This window comes from Streptomyces sp. NPDC055506 (assembly GCF_053643595.1).
The window spans coordinates 49,713-68,119 of record NZ_JBSHKH010000022.1 but is presented as its reverse complement, the minus strand read 5'-3'; the positions used below and the strand labels follow the sequence as shown (position 1 = coordinate 68,119).

Annotated in this window: 18 protein-coding genes; 13 read left to right on the top strand and 5 right to left on the bottom strand. The window is 72.7% G+C overall.

Translation table 11 applies throughout. The features are described from left to right. Positions 1 to 2: 2 nt before the first annotated feature. Positions 3 to 926 carry an NAD-dependent epimerase/dehydratase family protein gene (locus ACWIF2_RS11645; protein ID WP_454359973.1) on the bottom strand — a complete coding sequence of 308 codons (924 nt, stop codon included), beginning with the start codon at positions 924 to 926 and terminating at the stop codon, positions 3 to 5. Then, the gene (locus ACWIF2_RS11640) at positions 923 to 1,939 is read right to left on the bottom strand and encodes a ScbA/BarX family gamma-butyrolactone biosynthesis protein (protein ID WP_454359971.1); all 1,017 of its coding nucleotides are present in this window, start codon (positions 1,937 to 1,939) and stop codon (positions 923 to 925) included. Before ACWIF2_RS11640 ends, ACWIF2_RS11645 begins: the two co-directional genes overlap by 4 nt. 170 nt (positions 1,940 to 2,109) lie before the next feature. On the opposite strand from ACWIF2_RS11640, the gene ACWIF2_RS11635 reads away from it, so the two are divergent. From ACWIF2_RS11635 to ACWIF2_RS11620, 4 genes are all read left to right on the top strand, one after another. After that, entirely contained in the window at positions 2,110 to 2,766 is a 657-nt protein-coding gene (locus ACWIF2_RS11635; RefSeq protein WP_454359970.1) for a ScbR family autoregulator-binding transcription factor, read from the top strand. A 190-nt stretch (positions 2,767 to 2,956) separates the two neighbouring features. Further along, complete coding sequence (locus tag ACWIF2_RS11630) at positions 2,957 to 4,390, top strand: DUF2252 domain-containing protein (RefSeq protein ID WP_454359968.1); 1,434 nt, start codon at positions 2,957 to 2,959, stop codon at positions 4,388 to 4,390. A gap of 44 nt (positions 4,391 to 4,434) precedes the next feature. Continuing rightward, a complete protein-coding gene (locus ACWIF2_RS11625) occupies positions 4,435 to 5,283 on the top strand; it encodes a hypothetical protein (RefSeq protein WP_454359966.1) in 849 nt (282 codons plus the stop codon). A gap of 65 nt (positions 5,284 to 5,348) precedes the next feature. After that, positions 5,349 to 5,678, top strand: coding sequence for a rhodanese-like domain-containing protein (locus ACWIF2_RS11620; RefSeq protein WP_382492743.1), 330 nt, complete (start codon positions 5,349 to 5,351; stop codon positions 5,676 to 5,678). 19 nt (positions 5,679 to 5,697) lie between these two features. Here the strand turns inward: ACWIF2_RS11620 and ACWIF2_RS11615 are convergent, their stop codons facing one another. Beyond that, on the bottom strand, positions 5,698 to 6,831 hold the full coding sequence (locus ACWIF2_RS11615; RefSeq protein ID WP_454359964.1) for an acyl-CoA dehydrogenase family protein: 1,134 nt from the start codon (positions 6,829 to 6,831) through the stop codon (positions 5,698 to 5,700). A gap of 296 nt (positions 6,832 to 7,127) precedes the next feature. Here ACWIF2_RS11615 and ACWIF2_RS11610 point away from each other — a divergent pair, with 296 nt between their 5' ends. The 3 genes from ACWIF2_RS11610 to ACWIF2_RS11600 are packed head-to-tail and all read left to right on the top strand — an operon-like array spanning position 7,128 to position 9,843. After that, positions 7,128 to 7,883 (top strand): DUF5819 family protein, encoded by a 756-nt coding sequence (locus ACWIF2_RS11610; RefSeq protein WP_454359999.1) that lies wholly within the window; start codon positions 7,128 to 7,130, stop codon positions 7,881 to 7,883. Then, the gene (locus ACWIF2_RS11605) at positions 7,880 to 9,097 is read left to right on the top strand and encodes an HTTM domain-containing protein (protein ID WP_454359963.1); all 1,218 of its coding nucleotides are present in this window, start codon (positions 7,880 to 7,882) and stop codon (positions 9,095 to 9,097) included. Before ACWIF2_RS11610 ends, ACWIF2_RS11605 begins: the two co-directional genes overlap by 4 nt. After that, a complete protein-coding gene (locus tag ACWIF2_RS11600; RefSeq protein ID WP_454359962.1) occupies positions 9,094 to 9,843 on the top strand; it encodes a TrmH family RNA methyltransferase in 750 nt (249 codons plus the stop codon). The genes ACWIF2_RS11605 and ACWIF2_RS11600 overlap by 4 nt, the downstream gene beginning before the upstream one ends. Before the next feature lie 93 nt (positions 9,844 to 9,936). Here ACWIF2_RS11600 and paaN read toward each other — a convergent pair whose 3' ends face one another. Next, positions 9,937 to 11,628: a phenylacetic acid degradation protein PaaN gene (gene paaN / locus ACWIF2_RS11595; RefSeq protein WP_454359960.1), complete on the bottom strand. Its 1,692-nt coding sequence runs from the start codon at positions 11,626 to 11,628 to the stop codon at positions 9,937 to 9,939. A gap of 160 nt (positions 11,629 to 11,788) precedes the next feature. Here paaN and ACWIF2_RS11590 point away from each other — a divergent pair, with 160 nt between their 5' ends. Then, a complete protein-coding gene (locus tag ACWIF2_RS11590) occupies positions 11,789 to 13,306 on the top strand; it encodes a 3-hydroxyacyl-CoA dehydrogenase (protein ID WP_454359958.1) in 1,518 nt (505 codons plus the stop codon). Next, positions 13,303 to 13,893 (top strand): TetR/AcrR family transcriptional regulator, encoded by a 591-nt coding sequence (locus tag ACWIF2_RS11585; RefSeq protein ID WP_454359956.1) that lies wholly within the window; start codon positions 13,303 to 13,305, stop codon positions 13,891 to 13,893. The genes ACWIF2_RS11590 and ACWIF2_RS11585 overlap by 4 nt, the downstream gene beginning before the upstream one ends. Before the next feature lie 3 nt (positions 13,894 to 13,896). Here the strand turns inward: ACWIF2_RS11585 and ACWIF2_RS11580 are convergent, their stop codons facing one another. Then, positions 13,897 to 14,382 carry an Lrp/AsnC family transcriptional regulator gene (locus tag ACWIF2_RS11580; protein ID WP_382492738.1) on the bottom strand — a complete coding sequence of 162 codons (486 nt, stop codon included), beginning with the start codon at positions 14,380 to 14,382 and terminating at the stop codon, positions 13,897 to 13,899. A gap of 190 nt (positions 14,383 to 14,572) precedes the next feature. Between ACWIF2_RS11580 and pdhA the strand changes: the two genes are divergently transcribed. From pdhA to ACWIF2_RS11560, 4 genes are all read left to right on the top strand, one after another. Beyond that, a complete protein-coding gene (gene pdhA / locus ACWIF2_RS11575; RefSeq protein WP_454359954.1) occupies positions 14,573 to 15,718 on the top strand; it encodes a pyruvate dehydrogenase (acetyl-transferring) E1 component subunit alpha in 1,146 nt (381 codons plus the stop codon). Further along, the gene (locus tag ACWIF2_RS11570) at positions 15,715 to 16,719 is read left to right on the top strand and encodes an alpha-ketoacid dehydrogenase subunit beta (RefSeq protein WP_454359952.1); all 1,005 of its coding nucleotides are present in this window, start codon (positions 15,715 to 15,717) and stop codon (positions 16,717 to 16,719) included. The genes pdhA and ACWIF2_RS11570 overlap by 4 nt, the downstream gene beginning before the upstream one ends. After that, the gene (locus tag ACWIF2_RS11565; RefSeq protein ID WP_454359950.1) at positions 16,719 to 18,026 is read left to right on the top strand and encodes a dihydrolipoamide acetyltransferase family protein; all 1,308 of its coding nucleotides are present in this window, start codon (positions 16,719 to 16,721) and stop codon (positions 18,024 to 18,026) included. The genes ACWIF2_RS11570 and ACWIF2_RS11565 overlap by 1 nt, the downstream gene beginning before the upstream one ends. A gap of 85 nt (positions 18,027 to 18,111) precedes the next feature. Then, positions 18,112 to 18,407, top strand: a 296-nt coding sequence (locus tag ACWIF2_RS11560; RefSeq protein WP_454359949.1) for an NTP transferase domain-containing protein, incomplete at its 3' end; no start/stop codon positions are given.

The following is an 18,407-nucleotide window of genomic DNA, read 5'->3' as shown; positions in this document are numbered from 1 at the left end:
GGTCAGGAAGCCGTCCGGCCTCCGAGGAACGAGCGGTACCAGGGTGCCGCCCGGGTGAAGCCCGCGGCGAAGCCCTCGCCGGGCGAGCAGTCGAGGTCCTTCCAGAAGGCGTCGTCCACGAACCAGTGGTCGACCGTGAGCATGCCGAGGTGATGGAGGGCGAGCGGTGTCCCGGCGGCCCGTTCCAGGGCGGTGGCGACGTCCACCGGGGCACCGCCGCCGCGCACCTCCAACCGCGCGCTCACGGCTCCGAGCAGGTCCGGAACCGCGACGGGCTCGGGGTGGTTGACGTGGTGCACACCGCCGCCGTGCGCCGGGGACAGGGCCGCGGCCGCCACCGCACGGCCCAGGGTGCCGACGTCGATCATCGACTGGAGCGCCGCGCAGCCGGTCAGGGTCGCCGACAACTCGCCCAGCAGCCACACCAGTCCGGGGACGACCCAGCGGTCGCCCTCGCCGTAGACGAGGTGCGGCCGCAGCACCAGGCCGCCCGCGTCGAGGACGTGCCGTTCGGCGGCGGCCCGGGTACGGCTGGTGGCCGACGCGGGCGCGATCGGCACCTCCCCGGGGTGTACGCCGTGGAAGGGGCCCCGGCCGTACACGGCGGCCGTGCTCACGTACACGATCCGGCCGACCCCGGAGCGCACGGCCTCCTCGACCAGGGCCCGTGTGCCCAGGTCGTTGACGGCTTCGAGGGTCTCGGCGTCGCCGCTGACCCGGGTGGCGCAGTGCACCAGGACGTCGGTGCCCGCGCAGACGCCGCGCAGTGAGGCCGGGTCGGCGAGGTCGCCGCGGACGGATTCGGGGCCGGGTGGTGTCCGCCGGGACAACCGCCGTACGCGCACGCCGGGTTGCCGGTCGGCTGCGGCGGCCACCTGGCTGCCGACGAAGCCGCTCGCGCCCGTGATCAGAAGGTCGGCCGTCACGACAGCGACCGTACCCGGGCGGGCCGTGCGGAGGTCAGCGTCGCGGTGAAGACGGACTCGCCGTCCTGCCGCCCCGAGACCCGTACGGTCGCCTCCTCCGGGTCCGTGCCGAGCACCTCGGTCTCCAGCCGGCAGGGGCTGTGCAGCTCGGCGTACCGGGCGAACGTGGCCGTCATCGCGCGGGGCAGGAAGGGGTGCCGGCCGGTCGCGGCGGTCGCTGCCTGGCGGGCCGCCTCGAACAGGGCCATGCCCGGCACATGGTCGTTGGGGCGGGGGAAGAGGACCGGGTGGCGGGTGTCCACACGCAGCAGCCAGACACCGGGGCGGTCGCCCGGGGCGAGGACGACGTCCTCGGCGCGGGAGCGGCCGGCCAGCTCGGGCGCGATGCCCTCCAGCAACGGCACCGGAGTGTCCAGGGCAGCCAACTGCCGCTCGCGCAGACGGCGGTAGGCGAGCGGCGAGGTACAGCCGGTGCTGCCGGTGCCGCGGGCGACGAAGCGTCCCGCGCGTCGGAACTCCATCGTGGTCCGCATGCTGCTCAGGCCCCGACCGCGGCGGCGTACCTCGGAGCACACGACGTCGATCTCGACCGGTTCGGCGGCGTCCGACAGCGGGAGCGCGTACGGGTCGGCCCAGACCGTCAGGTCCCACATCACGAAGTGGGTGTCGGCCGGGGCGCCGTACTCGGCGTGGGCGAGCACCATCGAGGCCTGCCGCAACGTTTCGCCCACGACCATCGGGTCCTGGTGGCGGTCGTCCACGGGGCCGAAGAAGGGGTGGGCGGCCGGCCAGTGCGCGGTGAAGCGGAAGCGGGCGTCGGATATTCGGCGCCACCGGGTGGGGAAGACGTCGGCGGCGGTGGTGCGGTGGGCGAGGCCGGTGGTGACGGCGGTGTGCGGCCCGCGCCCGGCTTGTGGCGCGTTCTCGACGGCCGCAACGGTTCTGTTTGCCGGACGGGCCCCGCGTCCGGTCTGATCGTCCGTGGGCGCGCTTAAAGGCCCTGTCTGCGGCATGAGAACCCCCAGGATCGGCTGCCTGGCTGCGGTCTTTCTGACTTGGACGTTTGACTAAGATACGGACGAGCCGGTTTTTTTCAAAGGGTGAGCCAAGCCGCCGGGACAGGCCCTCGAGCCCCCGCTGCACAGTGACTTCACAGGGATCGACGGAGATCAGGAGGCACCCGATGGCGCGACAGGAGCGCGCGATCCGCACCCGGCGGACCATCCTGGAGGCGGCGGCGGCCGTCTTCGACGAACGCGGCTACACCTCGGCGACCATCGGAGAGATCCTGGACCGGGCGGGCGTCACCAAGGGCGCGCTGTACTTCCATTTCGGCTCCAAGGAGGAGCTGGCGATCGGGGTGTTCGAGGAACAGCTCGCGATCACCCTCCCGCCGCAGTCCAGCAAGCTCCAGGAACTCGTCGACTCCGGTCTGGTGCTCGCCCGCCGGCTGCGGTTGGAGCCGCTGGTGCGGGCCAGTGTGGGGCTCGCCCTCGACCAGGGGGCCATGGACCTCGACCGCACACAGGCCTTCGGGATGTGGTTCGACCAGAACGTGCAGCGGCTGGCCGAGGCCAAGGCGCAGGGCGAACTGCTGCAGCATGTCGACGTGGCGGAGACGGCCGAGCTGCTGGTCGGCAGCTTCTCGGGGGTGCAGCTGCTCTCCCAGCTGCGCTGCCAGCGGCGGGATCTGGAACGCCGTGTCGTCGTGATGTTCGAGCACTTCCTGCCCAGTATCTGCGTGCCCGCGGTGCTGGCCCGGCTCGACGTCTCGGTGGAGCGGGCGGAGCGGGTGCTGGCCGAGGGGGCGGACGAGCAGGCGCTCCCCGCTCCCGCATGAGTTGTCCACAGCTGTGGAGTTCTCCACAGGGCCTGACGCGTTTCGGCCGCCCGGTTGTACGGTCGGCACGAGTTGATGTTGGCGCGTGGGCTTCGTATGTGAGCGTTCGTGCGTGAGCGTTCGTGCGTGAGCGCTCGTACGTGGGCGTTCGTACGTGGGCGTTCGTACGGTGGTGGGGGAGGCGGTTGGGATGAACAGGGCTGGTGTGGGGACCGAGGGCATGGCGGCGGACGGGACGGACCGCCGGCTGCCCCGGGTGCGCGGCTTCGCCGACTGGCCGCCCGAGGGCTCGCCCAAGGACGAGGGCAAGGCTCTGCGCAAGCGGGTCCCGCGTGGCGCGCACTCCCTGCTCGACCTGGACGCGTCCCGGCCCGACGCGGTGAGCGCGGTCGAGGAGTCGGGCCGCGGCCGGCTCCCCGAGCTCACCCCGATCCGGGTCGGCCGCATGGCCGCCACCCCGTTCGCGTTCCTGCGCGGCTCGGCGGGCCTCATGGCCTACGACCTGGCGCGCACCCCCATGACCCGGATCCGGGCCCAGATCTGCGGTGACGCCCACGCGGCCAATTTCGGCCTGTACGGCGACGCGCGCGGCGGCCTCGTCATCGATCTGAACGACTTCGACGAAACGGTGCACGGCCCCTGGGAGTGGGACCTCAAGCGCCTCGCGGCCTCCCTGGTGCTCGCGGGCCGGGAGGCCGGCGCGGACGAGGACCGGTGCCGCAAGGCGGCCTACGACGCGGTGGGCGCCTACCGCCGGACCATGCGGCTGCTGGCCAAGCTCCCGGTGCTGGACGCGTGGAACGCGATCGCGGACGAGGAGCTCGTCTCCCACACGGACGCCCATGACCTGCTCGGCACGCTGGAGAGGGTCTCCGAGAAGGCCCGCCACAACACGAGCGGCCGTTTCGCGGCCAAGTCGACGGAGACGACGCCCAGCGGAGGGCGCCGGTTCGTCGACGCCCCGCCGGTGCTGCGGCGCGTCCCGGACGCGGAGGCGGCGACGGTGGCCGTGTCCCTGGAGGAGTACGTCGGCACCCTGCCGGAGGACCGTCTCCCTCTGCTCGCCCGGCACGCGGTGCACGACGTGGCGTTCCGCGTGGTCGGCACCGGCAGTGTCGGCACCCGGTCCTACGTCGTGCTGCTCCTGGACCACCGGGGCGAGCCGCTGGTGCTCCAGGTGAAGGAGGCGCGTGCTTCAGCGCTGGTGCCGCATCTGGTGACGGCCGGTTTCGAGGCGCCGGAGCCCGTGCACGAGGGCCGGCGGGTCGTGCTGGGCCAGAAGCGGATGCAGGTCGTCAGCGACATCCTGCTGGGCTGGACGACGGTCGACGGGTTCCCTTTCCAGGTCCGCCAGTTCCGCAACCGCAAGGGCAGCGTCGATCCGGCCGCGCTGGCCGCCGACGAGATAGACGACTACGGCCGGATGACCGGCGCGCTCCTGGCCCGGGCGCATGCCCACAGCGCCGATCCCCGCCTGATCGCCGGGTACTGCGGGAAGAACGAGGAGCTGGACGAGGCGATGGCGGAGTTCGCCGTCGCTTACGCCGACCGTACGGAGGCCGACCACGCGGATCTGGTGGCGGGAGTGCGCGCGGGGAAGGTCGCAGCGGAGCTGGGGGTGTGATCCTCGGGGCGAGGCGCCGCCCGGGTGTGGCCTAGGCTGGTCGGGTGACGACCCCGGAAGCTGAGCAGGGCGGTGGCGGCGCCGATGAGGAACGGGTGACGCCCGAAAGCGACGCGGCCCGGCCCGAGGAGCGGCTCGAGCGGGCCGTGCGGGCCGCCGAGCAGGCGTTGATCGAGTACGAGATCGCGGTGGAGACCTTCCGCGTCGAGGTCGAGAACTTCTCCCGGCTGCACGAACAGAAGCTCGGTCCGCTGTACGCCCGGCTCGAGGACCTGGACGCCCGGATCCTCGAGGCCAGGGCCGCTCGCAGCGGCGACCCCGACGATCTGCGGCGCGCGGAGGAGGCCAGGTCGCGGCTGGCGCCGATCCCGGGCGTCGAGGAGCTGCTGAACGGCTGGATGGACGACAGCGGCCTGTTCCCGGAGGCCGTGGCGATGCTCACGGACCAGGCGGTCCGGCCCCCGCAGCGGGTCCGCCCCAGCGAGGAGGCCCGCAAGCTCTACCGGGACCTGGCCCGCAAGGCGCACCCGGACCTGGCCCAGGAGGAGAAGGAGCGCGAGCGGCGCGAGGAGTTCATCACCCGGGTCAACGCCGCCTACGCCCGCGGCGACGCGGCGGAGCTGCGGGAGCTCGCCGAGGAGTGGGCCAAGGGGCCCGAGCTGAAGCGGGGCCCGAGCCGCGCCGAGGAGCTCTACCACCGCCTGGAGTGGCTCGCCCAGCGCAAGGAACTGCTCGCCCTGCTCGCCAAGGAGCTGGAGGAGAGCGCCATCGGCCACATGCTCCAGCTGGCCCCGGACGACCCGGACCGTCTTCTGGACGAGATCGGGCAGCAGCTGCGCACCCAGGTCACCGAGCGGGAGACGGAGCTGGCCACGCTGCTCGGCGAGGGCTGAGCCGCGTCCCGTCCGGCCCGTGGGGCGGGTCGGGTAGCGTCGGAGTCATGAGTTTTGGAGCTGGTGTGCCCACGGTCGAGGTCGCTGACCTCAAGGACGGCGACTTCCTGCTGGACGTCCGGGAGGACGACGAGTGGAAGGCCGGTCATGCCGAAGGGGCGCTGCACATCCCCATCAGCGAGTTCGTCGCGCGGTACGGCGAGCTGACCGAGGCCGCCCCGCAGGACGGCCGCGTCCATGTGATCTGCCGCTCCGGCGGCCGGTCCGCCCAGGTCACGATGTACCTGGCCCAGCAGGGCGTCGACGCCGTGAACGTCGACGGCGGCATGCAGGTGTGGGAGGCGGCGGGCCGTCCCGTGGTGACGGACGACGGGCAGCAGGGGTTCGTCCTGTAGCGCGTCCCGTTTCGGGCGTTCAGGCCAGTGGGTGCGCCGCCAGCAGGTCGCCCAGGGCCTCCTCGTGTGCCGCGGCCGGGCCGAGCGACAGCTCCAGGTGCTTGGCCCAGGCGTGGTAGCGGTGCAGGGGGTAGTCGACGTCGGCGCCGAACCCGCCGTGCAGATGCTGCGCGGTCTGCACGACCCGGCGTACGCCCTCCGCCGCCCAGATCTTGGCGACGGCGACGTCCCCGGCGGGGGGAAGCGCGCCGGGTGATCCCGTGGCGATCCGCCACGCGGCCTGCCACAGTGTGGCCTCCATCGCGCGCAGGTCGATGTAGCGGTCGGCGGCCTGCACGGCCACGGCCTGGAAGGTGGCGATCGGGAACCCGAACTGTTCCCGTTTGCTCGTGTACTCCCCGGTCATCCGCAGCACGCGTTCCCCGAGCCCGAGCGCCAGCGCGCACGTGCCGGTGGCCAGCAGGTCCCGCAGCCACTCCCACGCCCCGTCGGCGTCGATCACGTCCCGCGCGGTGAGCCGGGCCGACTCCAGCCGCAGCTCGCCGAGCCGCTCACCGCTGGTGGAGAACTGCTCGGCGAGGACGGCCCCGGGGTGCTCGCGGGGCACCAGGGCCAGGACGGCCCGGCCGGTCGCGGTGTGGGCGGGCACGACCGTGACGTCCGCGTCGTAGGCCCACGGCACGGCCGTCTGCACCCCGTCCAGCACCCAGGCCTCGCCGTCCTGCCGCGCGGTCACGGCGAGCTCGGCCGGGTCGTGGCCGGTGCGGCCGTGCGCGGCGACGGTCAGCACGATCTCGCCTCGCCCGGCCCGGGCGAGCAGGGCGGACTTGGCCTCGTCGCCGGCGAAGGCCTGGACGGCCGCCGCCGCCGCGCTGCTCTCCAGCAGCGGCACCCTGGCCAGCACCTGGGCCGACTCCCGCAGCACCAGGCACAGCGCGATGGCGTCCAGTCCGGCCCCGCCGTACCGCTCGTCGAGCAGCAGGCTCAGCAGATCCGCCCCGGCGAGTCCGGCCCACAGGGCGCGGTCGTGGGTGTCGGCGACGGCGCCGGGGGTGAGCGCGGGGCTGGGCACGGCGTCCGGGGCGACCCCGGCGAACACGCCCTTCGCCGCCTCGGCCGCCGCCTGCTGCTCCTCGGTGAAGGTGAAGTCCACGGTGCCTGTCCTTCCGGGCCGATCCCGTTGAGCTGACGGGGCGTCAAGATAGAACAGGTTCTAGAAGAAGGGAATGGGTGTACGGGCGGGCGCCGTAGGGTGTCACTCCTGCCGTACGGTCGGCTTCCGTACGGTCGGCGTCTGCGCGGTCGGCTTCCGCGGTGTGGCGACGGCCACGGCCCGGACCGGCGGCCAGGGGCTGTGCCGGGGTGGGCGGCCTGAGTACCGTGCCCGTGCCGACGCCGCGCGGTGGTGTGCGGGCGGTACCACGGACCGGGATCTGGAACGGGGCGGAATTGGACGCGTACGACGAGGGCTCGAACGCCCGGCACGGGCCGGACGGCCCGCCCGGCCCGTCCGGGCTCGCCGAGCCGGGTCCGCCCGACCCGCCCCGCTCCGGCATCGCCGCGCTCTCCCTCCCGTATCAGATCGGTGTCGCGATGGCGCTCGCCGTCGTCGCGATCGGGGTCTGTGTGCATATCGCGATGACGTTCCTGCACGTCGCTCCGGCGAACACGGTCACCAAGGAGCACGGCAGGGCCGTGGACGACTGGATCTATCCGGAGTTCGAGCAGAACTGGAAGCTCTTCGCCCCGAACCCGCTCCAGCAGGACATCTCGATCCAGGCCCGCGCCGAGGTCCGCGGCGCGGACGGCGACAAGCTGAGCACCGGCTGGTACGACCTGTCCGCCGAGGACGGCCGGGCCATCGACGGCAATCTGCTGCCCAGCCACACCCAGCAGAACGAGCTGCGCCGCGCCTGGGACTTCTTCACCGCGACACACGACAGCGAGAGCCGCCCGGTCGGTCTGCGCGGGTCACTCTCCGAGTCGTATCTGCGCCGGATCGTGGTGCTGCGCCTCGACCGCGACGACGCGGCGGGCGCCTCGGCCGGGGACGGCGCTGTCATCGAGCGCGTCCAGGTCCGCTCCCGCACCACCAACGTGCCCCCGCCCGAGTGGAGCCGGGAGAAGGTCTCCATGACGCCGGCCTACCGGGAGCTGCCCTGGTGGCCGGTGCCCCGCGACGAGGCCCGGGGAGGCATGCGGTGAACGGCTTCTCCCTGGCCGTCTCGCGCGGCATCGCCCGTGTCACCGAGGCCGCCCTCGGCCCGTACCAGACGGCCGTGATACGCATCGGCTTCAGCGCGACCTGGCTGCTGTTCCTGCTGCGGGAGCTGCCCCACCGCCATGAGCTCTACGGTCCCGACGGGCCCTGGAGCTGGGGTCTCGCCGAGCAGCTGATCGGGACCAACAAGGCCTTCACCACCCTGATGTGGTCGGACGGCCGGATCTGGTTCGAGCTCGTCTACGCGCTCGCGATCCTCTCCAGTGCCCTGCTGCTGCTGGGCTGGCGCACCCGCACCATGTCGGTGCTGTTCATGGTCGGCGTGCTGTCGCTGCAGAACCGCAGCGTCTTCATGGGCGACGGCGGCGACAACGTGCTGCACCTGATGTCGATCTATCTGGTCTTCACACGCTGCGCCCAGGTGTGGTCGCTGGACGCCCGGCGGGCCGCGCGCGCCCGGGACGCCCGCGCGCGGGGCGAGCGGGCCGGGGACCGGACCGGACCGGCCCTGTGGGGCGTGCTCGGGGCCGTGCTGCTCGCGGCGACCCTGGCCGGCCGGATGGCCGGCGACGACCTGCTGATACCCGTGCTGCTGTGGACCGTGTGGGCGGCACAGGCCCTGTGGTGGCTGGCCGGGCGCCGCGTGAAGACCGGCGAGCCGCGGATCCTGCTCGACGTCGTCGCCAACATCGTGCACAACGGGGCCCTGCTCGTGATCATGGCCGAGGCATGTCTGATCTACGCGACGGCCGGTTGGTACAAGATCCAGGGCTCCCGCTGGCAGGACGGCACCGCCGTCTACTACCCGCTCCACCTGGAGTACTTCTCGCCCTGGCCCGCCCTCGCCGACCTGCTGTCCTCCAGCGGCACGATCGTGATGCTCGTGACCTACGGGACGGTCCTCGTGCAGGTCGCCTTCCCGTTCACGCTGTTCAACCGGCGGGTGAAGAACGTCCTGCTGGCACTCATGATCACCGAGCACGCCGTGATCGCCGTCGTCCTGGGTCTGCCGTTCTTCTCGCTGGCGATGATCGCGGCGGACGCGGTGTTCCTGCCTACGTCCTTCCTGCGCCGCCTGGGAGACTGGTCGGCACGCGCACGCGACCGGCTGCTGCGCCGGCCCGGCGGGGGCGTGCCGGTGCCCGAGCAGCACGCCCCGGAGAGTTCCCAGGCCGCGCACGTAGGCTTCGGGGCATGACCGACCCCGTCACCGTCTGGCACCGGCTCGCCGGCAGCACCGTCCTGCTCGACGGCTTCCACGCCCTCAAGCACGCGGTGCGGTTCGGAGCCGAGGTGCCGGTGGCGGTCACCGCCGACCGGGCGGCCGCACTCGCCCTCGCCGACGAGCTGGCCCCGGACGTACGGGACGCGCTGGGCGGGCTGCTCACGGAGGTGCCGTACGAGACGTACGCGTCGTTCGTGCCGCGCCCGCACCCCACCGCCGTGGCCGCGCTCGCCGTACGCCCCTCCCGCGAGTCCAACCTCGCGCGGCTGGCACGCACGCCCCGCACCACCCCGGTCGTGGTCCTCGACAACCCACGCAACCTGGGCAACGCGGGCGCGGTGATCCGCCTGGCCGCCGGCTTCGGCGCGACGGGCGTGGTGACGACCGGGACGGTCGACCCCTGGCATCCGACGGTCGTGCGCGGCGGGGCGGGCCTGCACTTCGCGACGGCCGTGGAGCGGCTGGAGGTTCCCGACCTGCCGCCCGGCCCGCTGTTCGCCCTCGACCCCGAGGGCGACGACATCCGGGGCATCAAGCTCCCGGACGACGCCGTCCTCGCGTTCGGCTCGGAACGCACGGGCCTGTCACCGGAACTGCGCGCGCGTGCCGACCATCTGCTGTCCCTGCCGATGCGTCCGCAGGTCAGCAGCTACAACTTGGCGACGAGTGTGGCGATGACGCTGTACCACTGGAGCGCGGGTACTGGAGCGTCCCTTTAGGGGCGCGGGCTGTATCGATCTGCGGCTCCGCCGCGCGGGCGCGAACAACCACAAGCAACCCGCACTCGCACACTCACCGCACCTCCCGAGCTCTTAGGCCTCCCGCCGCACCTCGACAACGCGGAACCGGTTGGCGACGAACGCCCCGTCACACAGCGCCGCACTCGCCGCCGGGTTCCCTCCCGACCCATGGAAGTCGGAGAACGCGGCCGTCTGGTTCACATACACCCCGCCCGTCAGATTCAGCGACAACTGCGCCGCCTCCTCCAGACAGGCCTCCCGCACGTCCTGCTCGACCTCCGGGTCGGTGGTGTACGCCCCGACGGTCATCGCGCCCTTCTCGCGGACGGTCCGCCGCAGCAGCTCCACCGCGTCCGGGGCCGAATCGACGGCGACGGCGAAGGACACCGGCCCGAAGCACTCGCTCATGTACGCGGCCTCGTCGTCCGGCTTGGCCCCGTCCAGCTTCACGATCACCGGCGTCCGCACGACCGCACCCGGGAAGTCGGGGTTGGTGATCTCCCGGGACGCCAGGGCGACCTCGCCGAGACCCGCCGCGGCCTCGAGACGGGCCTTCACGTCCGGGGTGACGATCGCACCGAGCAGCGCGTTCGCCCGGGCGTCGTCGCCGAGCAGGCCGTCGACCGACTTGGCGAGGTCGGCGACCACCTCGTCGTAGGACTTGGGGCCCTGGTCGGTGGAGATGCCCTCCCGGGGGACGAGCAGGTTCTGCGGGGTCGTGCACATCTGGCCGCTGTACAGGGACAGCGAGAAGGCCAGGTTGGAGAGCATGCCCTTGTAGTCGGCCGTGGAGTGGACGACGACGGTGTTGACGCCGGCCTTCTCCGTGTACACCTGCGCCTGGCGGGCGTTGGCCTCCAGCCAGTCGCCGAACTCGGTCGAGCCCGTGTAGTCGATGATCCGGATCTCGGGGCGCGTCGCCAGGGTCTTGGCGATGCCCTCGCCGGGGCGCTCGGCGGCCAGGGCGACCAGGTTCGGGTCGAAGCCGGTCTCCGCGAGCACCTCGCGCGCGACCTGCACCGTGAGGGCGAGCGGCAGCACCGCGCGCGGGTGGGGCTTGACCAGGACCGCGTTGCCCGTGGCGAGGGAGGCGAACAGGCCCGGGTAGCCGTTCCACGTCGGGAAGGTGTTGCAGCCGATCACCAGGGCGATGCCGCGCGGGACCGGGGTGAACTGCTTGGTCATGGCCAGCGGGTCGCGCTTGCCCTGCGGCTTGGTCCACTCGGCGTTGTCGGGCGTGCGCACCTGCTCCACGTACGCGTACGCCACCGCCTCCAGGCCGCGGTCCTGGGCGTGCGGCCCGCCCGCCTGGAACGCCATCATGAAGGCCTGGCCGGAGGTGTGCATGACCGCGTGGGCGAACTCGTGGGTCCGGTCGCTGATGCGCTTGAGGATCTCCAGGCAGACCACCGCGCGCTGCTCCGCGCCCGCGTCCCGCCAGGCCCGTTGTCCGGCCTTCATGGCGGGCAACAGGACGTCGAGGTCCGCGTGCGGGTACGTCACGCCCAGGTCGACGCCGTACGGGGAGGTCTCGCCGCCCACCCAGTCGTCGGTGCCGGGCTGGCCCAGGTCGAGGCGGGAGCCGAGCAGTGCGTCGAAGGCGGCCTTGCCCGCCGCCGCGTCCAGGCTGCCGTGCTCCCCGTAGGCCTTGGGGTGCTCGGGGTGCGGGGACCAGTACGCGCGCGTGCGGATCGCTTCCAGCGCCTGGTCGAGGGTGGACCGGTGCCGGGCGATCAGCTCGTGCGCCGAGAGTGCGGCGGTCATGGGTGACCAACTCCTCGTCTCAAGAACTCTTCGTCGAGTTCATGACCTGGGCAGAATCCTGGGCAGGAACACTCGGACACAGCTAGAGTAACCGAACGATCGGTCGGCTCAAGGGGGTCCGCCGCATCTGTGGAAAACCCCGTGCGGGAGGATCGCGCACATGACAGCACTCGACCTCAGCAGCCCCGTGGCCGTCGTCGGCACCGGCACCATGGGCCAGGGCATCGCCCAGGTCGCGCTGGTCGCGGGCCATCCCGTACGGCTGTACGACGCCCTTCCCGGGCGGGCCCGGGAGGCGGCCGACGAGATCGGCGCGCGCCTGGACCGGCTCGTGGCGAAGGAGCGGCTCACCGCCGCCGAGCGGGACGCCGCCCGTGCCCGGCTGCTGCCCGCCGGGGCCCTCGCCGAGCTCGCGGACTGCTCCCTGGTCGTCGAGGCGGTCCTGGAGCGGCTGGACGTCAAGCAGGACCTGTTCCGCGAGCTGGAGGGCATCGTCGCCGACGACTGCCTGCTCGCCACCAACACCTCGTCCCTGTCCGTCACGGCCATCGGCGGCGCCCTGAGCTCCCCCGGCCGCTTCGTCGGCCTGCACTTCTTCAACCCGGCGCCGCTGCTGCCGCTGGTCGAGGTGGTCTCCGGGTTCGCCACCGACGTCTCGTCGGCCACGCGCGCGTACGAGACCGCCCGCGCCTGGGGCAAGACACCGGTCGCCTGCGCGGACACCCCCGGCTTCATCGTCAACCGCATCGCCCGGCCCTTCTACGCCGAGGCCTTCGCGGTGTACGAGGCACAGGGCGCCGACCCGGCCACCATCGACGCCGTGCTGCGCGAGTCGGGCGGCTTCAGGATGGGCGCGTTCGAGCTGACCGACCTGATCGGCCAGGACGTCAACGAGTCCGTCACGCACTCCGTCTGGCAGTCCTTCTTCCAGGACGTGCGCTTCACCCCGTCCCTCGCCCAGCGGCGCCTGGTCGAGTCCGGCAGGCTGGGCCGCAAGACCGGCCAGGGCTGGTACGACCACCAGGAGGGCGCCGAGCGCCCGGAGCCCGACACGGCGGAGAAGCGGCAGCCGCCCGCGTACGTCGTCGCCGAGGGCGACCTGGGCCCGGCGTCCGACCTGCTCGCGCTGATCCGTGAGGCGGGCATCCCGGTCCGCGACGAGGACGACGACAACGGCACCCGCATGGTGCTGCCGAGCGGCGGCCAGCTCGCCCTCGCCGACGGGCAGACCTCCGTGGAGTTCCGGGACGTCGTCTACTTCGACCTCGCCCTGGACTACCGCAAGGCCACCCGGATCGCCCTGTCCGCCTCTCAGGACACCTCCCCGGGGACCCTCGCCGAGGCCATCGGCCTCTTCCAGGCGCTGGGCAAGCGGGTCAGCCTCATCGGCGACGTCCCCGGCATGATCGTCGCCCGTACGGTCGCGCGGATCATCGACCTGGCGCACGACGCGGTCGCCAAGGGCGTGGCCACCGAGGAGGACATCGACACCGCGATGCGCCTCGGCGTCAACTACCCCCTGGGCCCCTTCGAGTGGAGCCGGAAACTCGGCCGCTACTGGGCCTACGCGCTCCTGGACGACCTTCACCTGCGCGACCCCTCGGGCCGCTACACGCCGTCCCTCGCGCTGTACCGCCACGCCCACGCCTCCGACAAGCGGGAGGGCACAGCCTCATGACCACCGCAAAGCGCGACACGTACACCCCGGACACCCTGCTGTCCGTGGCCGTCCGGGTGTTCAACGAGCGCGGCTACGACGGCACCTCCATGGAGCACCTCTCCAAGGCGGCGGGCATCTCCAAGTCGTCGATATACCACCACGTCGCCGGCAAGGAGGAGCTGCTGCGCCGCGCCGTGAGCCGGGCCCTGGACGGCCTCTTCGGGATCCTCGACGAGGAGCACGCGCGCGTGGGGCGGTCCGCCGAGCGCCTGGAGTACGTCGTGCGGCGGATGGTCGAGGTGCTCATATCCGAGCTGCCCTACGTGACCCTGCTGCTGCGGGTGCGCGGGAACACGGACACCGAGCGGTGGGCCCTGGAGCGGCGCCGCGACTTCGATCACCGGGTGGCCGACCTGATCAAGGCGGCGGCCGCGGACGGGGACGTGCGCGGCGACATAGAGGTCCGGCTGGTGACCAGGCTGGTCTTCGGAATGATCAACTCGATCGTGGAGTGGTACCGGCCGGACGGGCGCGGCATGAGCGAGCGCGAGGTGGCCGACGCGGTGGTGCGGCTGGCGTTCGGAGGCCTCCGGAAGGACTCCTGAGCTTCAGCCCTGCGGCTCCAGGTCCTCCTCCTCGAACACCAGCAGCGTGCGGGTGCTGAGCACCTGCGGAATCGCCTGGAGGCGGGTCAGCACCAGTTCGCGCAGGGACCGGTTGTCGGACACGTGCACCAGCAACAGCACGTCGAAGTCCCCGCCCACCAGGGCGATGTGGGAGGCGCCCGGCAGTTGTCTGAGCTCCTCGCGCACCGTGCGCCAGGAGTTCTGCACGATCTTCAGCGTGATGTACGCGGACGTCCCCTGGCCGGCCCGCTGATGGTCGACGCGGGCACCGAAGCCGCGGATGACACCGTCCTCGACGAGCCGGTTGATGCGGGCGTAGGCGTTGGCGCGCGAGACATGGACGCGTTCGGCGACCGACCGTATCGAGGCGCGGCCGTCCGCCTGGAGCATGCGCAGGATGTCCTGATCTATGGCGTCCAGGGGTCGCGGCGGCGGCAGTGCGGCACCGGCGTCCTGCCCTTCGGCCATTTGTTCAGATGCCACCTGCGCCGACCTCCCTACCATGGACGTACTGCGTCCATCACAGGCTGTGGAGAACCGTTTGTCCACAGCCTGGGGCCACCCATAGCCAAATTGTGCCGTCGACCGAACAATCGGTAGGTGAGGCGGGTCACAGCCGACCCGCCTCCCGTAGCCGCTCCCACGAGGAGGTGCCGTCATGACGGTCATGGAGCAGCGGGGCGCGTACCGGCCCACCCCGCCGCCCGCCTGGCAGCCCCGCATGGATCCCGCGCCGCTGCTGCCCGACGCCGAGCCGTACCGCGTCCTCGGCACCGAGGCCGCCGCGAAGGCCGACCCGGAACTGCTGCGGACGCTGTACGCGCAGCTGGTCCGTGGCCGCCGCTACAACGCGCAGGCCACCGCCCTCACCAAGCAGGGCCGCCTCGCCGTCTACCCCTCCACCACCGGCCAGGAGGCCTGCGAGATCGCCGCCGCGCTCGTGCTGGAGGAGCGCGACTGGCTCTTCCCGAGCTACCGCGACACGCTCGCCGTGGTGGCCCGCGGGGTGGACCCCGTCGAGGCGCTCACGCTGCTGCGCGGCGACTGGCACACCGGTTACGACCCGTACGAGCACCGGGTCGCCCCCCTGTGCACCCCGCTCGCCACGCAGCTGCCGCACGCCGTGGGCCTCGCGCACGCCGCCCGCCTCAAGGGCGACGACGTGGTCGCGCTGGCCATGGTCGGCGACGGCGGCACGAGCGAGGGCGACTTCCACGAGGCGCTGAACTTCGCCGCCGTCTGGCAGGCCCCGGTTGTCTTCCTGGTGCAGAACAACGGCTTCGCGATCTCCGTCCCGCTCGCCAAGCAGACCGCGGCCCCGTCGCTGGCCCACAAGGCCGTCGGCTACGGCATGCCCGGCCGCCTGGTCGACGGCAACGACGCCGCGGCCGTGCACGAGGTGCTCTCCGACGCCGTACGGCACGCGCGCGCCGGCGGCGGTCCCACCCTGGTCGAGGCGATCACCTACCGCGTCGACGCCCACACCAACGCCGACGACGCGACCCGCTACCGCGGTGACGCCGAGGTCGAGACCTGGCGCGAGCACGACCCGATCGAGCTGCTGGAGCGGGAGCTGACCGACCGCGGCCTGCTCGACGAGGCCGGAAAGCAGGCCGCACGGGACGCCGCCGAGGCGATGGCCGCGGACCTGCGCGCGCACATGAACCAGGACCCGGCGCTCGACCCGATGGACCTGTTCACCCACGTCTACGCCGAGCCCACCCCCCAGCTGCGCGAGCAGCGGGACCAGCTGCGGGCCGAGCTGGAGGCCGAGACCGAGCCGGACGGGGGCACGCACCGATGACCACCGTCGCCGTCAAACCGGCCACCATGGCGCAGGCCCTCACGCGCGCCCTGCGCGACGCCATGGCCGCCGACCCCGCCGTGCACGTCATGGGCGAGGACGTCGGCACCCTCGGCGGCGTCTTCCGCGTCACCGACGGACTCGCCAAGGAGTTCGGCGAGGACCGCTGCACGGACACCCCGCTCGCCGAGGCGGGCATCCTCGGCTCGGCCGTCGGGATGGCGATGTACGGCCTGAGGCCGGTCGTGGAGATGCAGTTCGACGCGTTCGCCTACCCGGCGTTCGAACAGCTCATCTCGCACGTGGCCCGCATGCGCAACCGCACCCGCGGCAAGATGACCCTGCCGATCACCATCCGCGTCCCCTACGGCGGCGGCATCGGAGGCGTGGAGCACCACAGCGACTCCTCCGAGGCGTACTACATGGCGACTCCGGGGCTCCATGTGGTCACACCCGCCACCGTCGCCGACGCCTACGGCCTGCTGCGCGCCGCCATCGCCTCCGACGACCCGGTCGTCGTCCTGGAGCCGAAGCGGCTGTACTGGTCGAAGGACTCCTGGAACCCCGAGGAGCCGACGCCCGTTGAACCGATAGGCCGCGCGGTGGTGCGGCGCTCGGGCCGGAGCGCCACACTCATCACGTACGGGCCGTCCGTACCCGTCTGCATGGAGGCGGCCGAGGCGGCCCGGGCCGAGGGCTGGGACCTCGAAGTCGTCGATCTGCGCTCCCTGGTGCCGTTCGACGACGAGACGGTGTGCGCCTCGGTGCGGCGGACGGGACGCGCGGTCGTCGTCCACGAGTCGGGTTCCTTCGGGGGCCCGGGCGGGGAGATCGCGGCCCGGGTCACGGAGCGCTGCTTCCACCACCTGGAGGCGCCAGTGCTCCGTGTCGCCGGGTTCGACGTCCCGTATCCGCCGCCGATGCTGGAGCGCCACCACCTGCCCGGTGTGGACCGGATCCTGGACGCCGTGGGGCGTCTGCAGTGGGAGGCCGAGAGCTGATGGCACAGGTGTTGGAGTTCAAGCTGCCGGACCTCGGGGAGGGGCTCACCGAGGCGGAGATCGTGCGCTGGCTGGTCGAGATCGGCGACGTGGTCGCCATCGACCAGCCGGTCGTCGAGGTCGAGACGGCCAAGGCGATGGTCGAGGTGCCCTGCCCCTACGGCGGTGTGGTCACGGCCCGCTTCGGCGAGGAGGGCACGGAACTGCCCGTCGGTGCGCCGCTGATCACGGTGGCGGTGGGGGAACGGGCGCCGTCCGGCGGCGGCACGGAAGAGGCCGGGTCCGAGAACTCGGGGAACGTCCTGGTCGGATACGGCACCTCCGAGGCACCCGCGCGGCGACGCAGGGTGCGGCAGGAGCGGAGGGCTGGTGCCGCCCCCACCCCCGCGGTGAACGGGAGGGCGGGTGTCCCCGAGGCCGAGGACGGCCCCCTCCCCGTGATCTCGCCCCTGGTCCGCAGGCTGGCCCGGCAGAACGGCCTCGACCTGCGGGAGCTGACCGGCTCCGGGCCCGACGGGCTGATCCTGCGGGCGGACGTGGAGTACGCCCTGCGTGCCGCACCCCGCCCCGCCGAGACAGCGGCCCCCGCCCTCCGGCCCACCACGACGGCCGCCCCGGGCGAGATCCGTACGCCCCTCAAGGGCATGCGGGGCGCCGTCGCCGACAAGCTGTCCCGCAGCCGCCGCGAGATCCCCGACGCGACCTGCTGGGTCGACGCCGACGCCACTGAGCTCATGCGGGCACGGACGGCCATGAACACCGCGGGCGGGCCGAAGATCTCCCTCCTGGCCCTGCTGGCCCGGATCTGCACCGCCGCCCTCGCCCGCTTCCCCGAGCTCAACTCCACGGTGGACGCCCAGGCCAGGGAGGTCGTCCAGTTCGACCACGTGCATCTGGGCTTCGCGGCACAGACCGACCGGGGCCTCGTCGTCCCGGTGGTCAGGGACGCGCACGCGCGGGACGCCGAGTCGCTGACCGCGGAGTTCGCCCGGCTGACCGAGGCGGGCCGGACGGGGACGCTGACACCCGGCGAACTCACCGGCGGGACCTTCACGTTGAACAACTACGGAGTCTTCGGCGTCGACGGCTCCACACCGATCATCAACCACCCCGAGGCCGCCATGCTCGGCGTCGGCCGCATCGTCCCCAAGCCCTGGGTGCACGAGGGCGAGCTGGCGGTGCGGCAGGTCGTCCAGCTCTCGCTCACCTTCGACCACCGGGTGTGCGACGGCGGCACGGCGGGCGGCTTCCTGCGCTACGTGGCGGACTGCGTGGAACAGCCGGCGGTGCTGCTGCGGACGCTGTGATTCCACTCCGGCGCGCGCCCGTTCCCGGTGATCGCGTCGGTTCCCCCGCGTTCCATGTGATCGCGGGGGCACGCATACTCGGGGGGTGACCCCGTACGAGCCTCCCGCCGCCTACGACGCCGTCGTGCTCGCCGGCGGTGCCGCCCGGCGCCTCGGGGGCGCGGACAAACCCGGGGTGCGCGTCGGCGGGCGGGCCCTGCTCGACCGGGTGCTCGCCGCGTGCGACGGCGCCCGCACCACCGTCGTCGTGGCCGCGGCCCGGCCGACGGCACGGCCCGTGACCTGGGCCCGCGAGGACCCGCCCGGCGGCGGACCGCTCGCCGCGCTCGACGCCGGGCTCCGGCACACCACGGCGGAGCACGTCGTGGTGCTCTCCGCCGA

Coding starts and splice junctions, on each gene's coding strand:
- ACWIF2_RS11640 (WP_454359971.1), bottom strand. CDS start 1,939: ATGCCGCAGACAGGGCCTTTAAGCGCGCCCACGGACGATCAGACCGGA.
- ACWIF2_RS11635 (WP_454359970.1), top strand. CDS start 2,110: ATGGCGCGACAGGAGCGCGCGATCCGCACCCGGCGGACCATCCTGGAG.
- ACWIF2_RS11630 (WP_454359968.1), top strand. CDS start 2,957: ATGAACAGGGCTGGTGTGGGGACCGAGGGCATGGCGGCGGACGGGACG.
- ACWIF2_RS11600 (WP_454359962.1), top strand. CDS start 9,094: ATGACCGACCCCGTCACCGTCTGGCACCGGCTCGCCGGCAGCACCGTC.
- paaN (WP_454359960.1), bottom strand. CDS start 11,628: ATGACCGCCGCACTCTCGGCGCACGAGCTGATCGCCCGGCACCGGTCC.
- ACWIF2_RS11590 (WP_454359958.1), top strand. CDS start 11,789: ATGACAGCACTCGACCTCAGCAGCCCCGTGGCCGTCGTCGGCACCGGC.
- ACWIF2_RS11585 (WP_454359956.1), top strand. CDS start 13,303: ATGACCACCGCAAAGCGCGACACGTACACCCCGGACACCCTGCTGTCC.
- ACWIF2_RS11580 (WP_382492738.1), bottom strand. CDS start 14,382: ATGGCCGAAGGGCAGGACGCCGGTGCCGCACTGCCGCCGCCGCGACCC.
- pdhA (WP_454359954.1), top strand. CDS start 14,573: ATGACGGTCATGGAGCAGCGGGGCGCGTACCGGCCCACCCCGCCGCCC.
- ACWIF2_RS11570 (WP_454359952.1), top strand. CDS start 15,715: ATGACCACCGTCGCCGTCAAACCGGCCACCATGGCGCAGGCCCTCACG.
- ACWIF2_RS11565 (WP_454359950.1), top strand. CDS start 16,719: ATGGCACAGGTGTTGGAGTTCAAGCTGCCGGACCTCGGGGAGGGGCTC.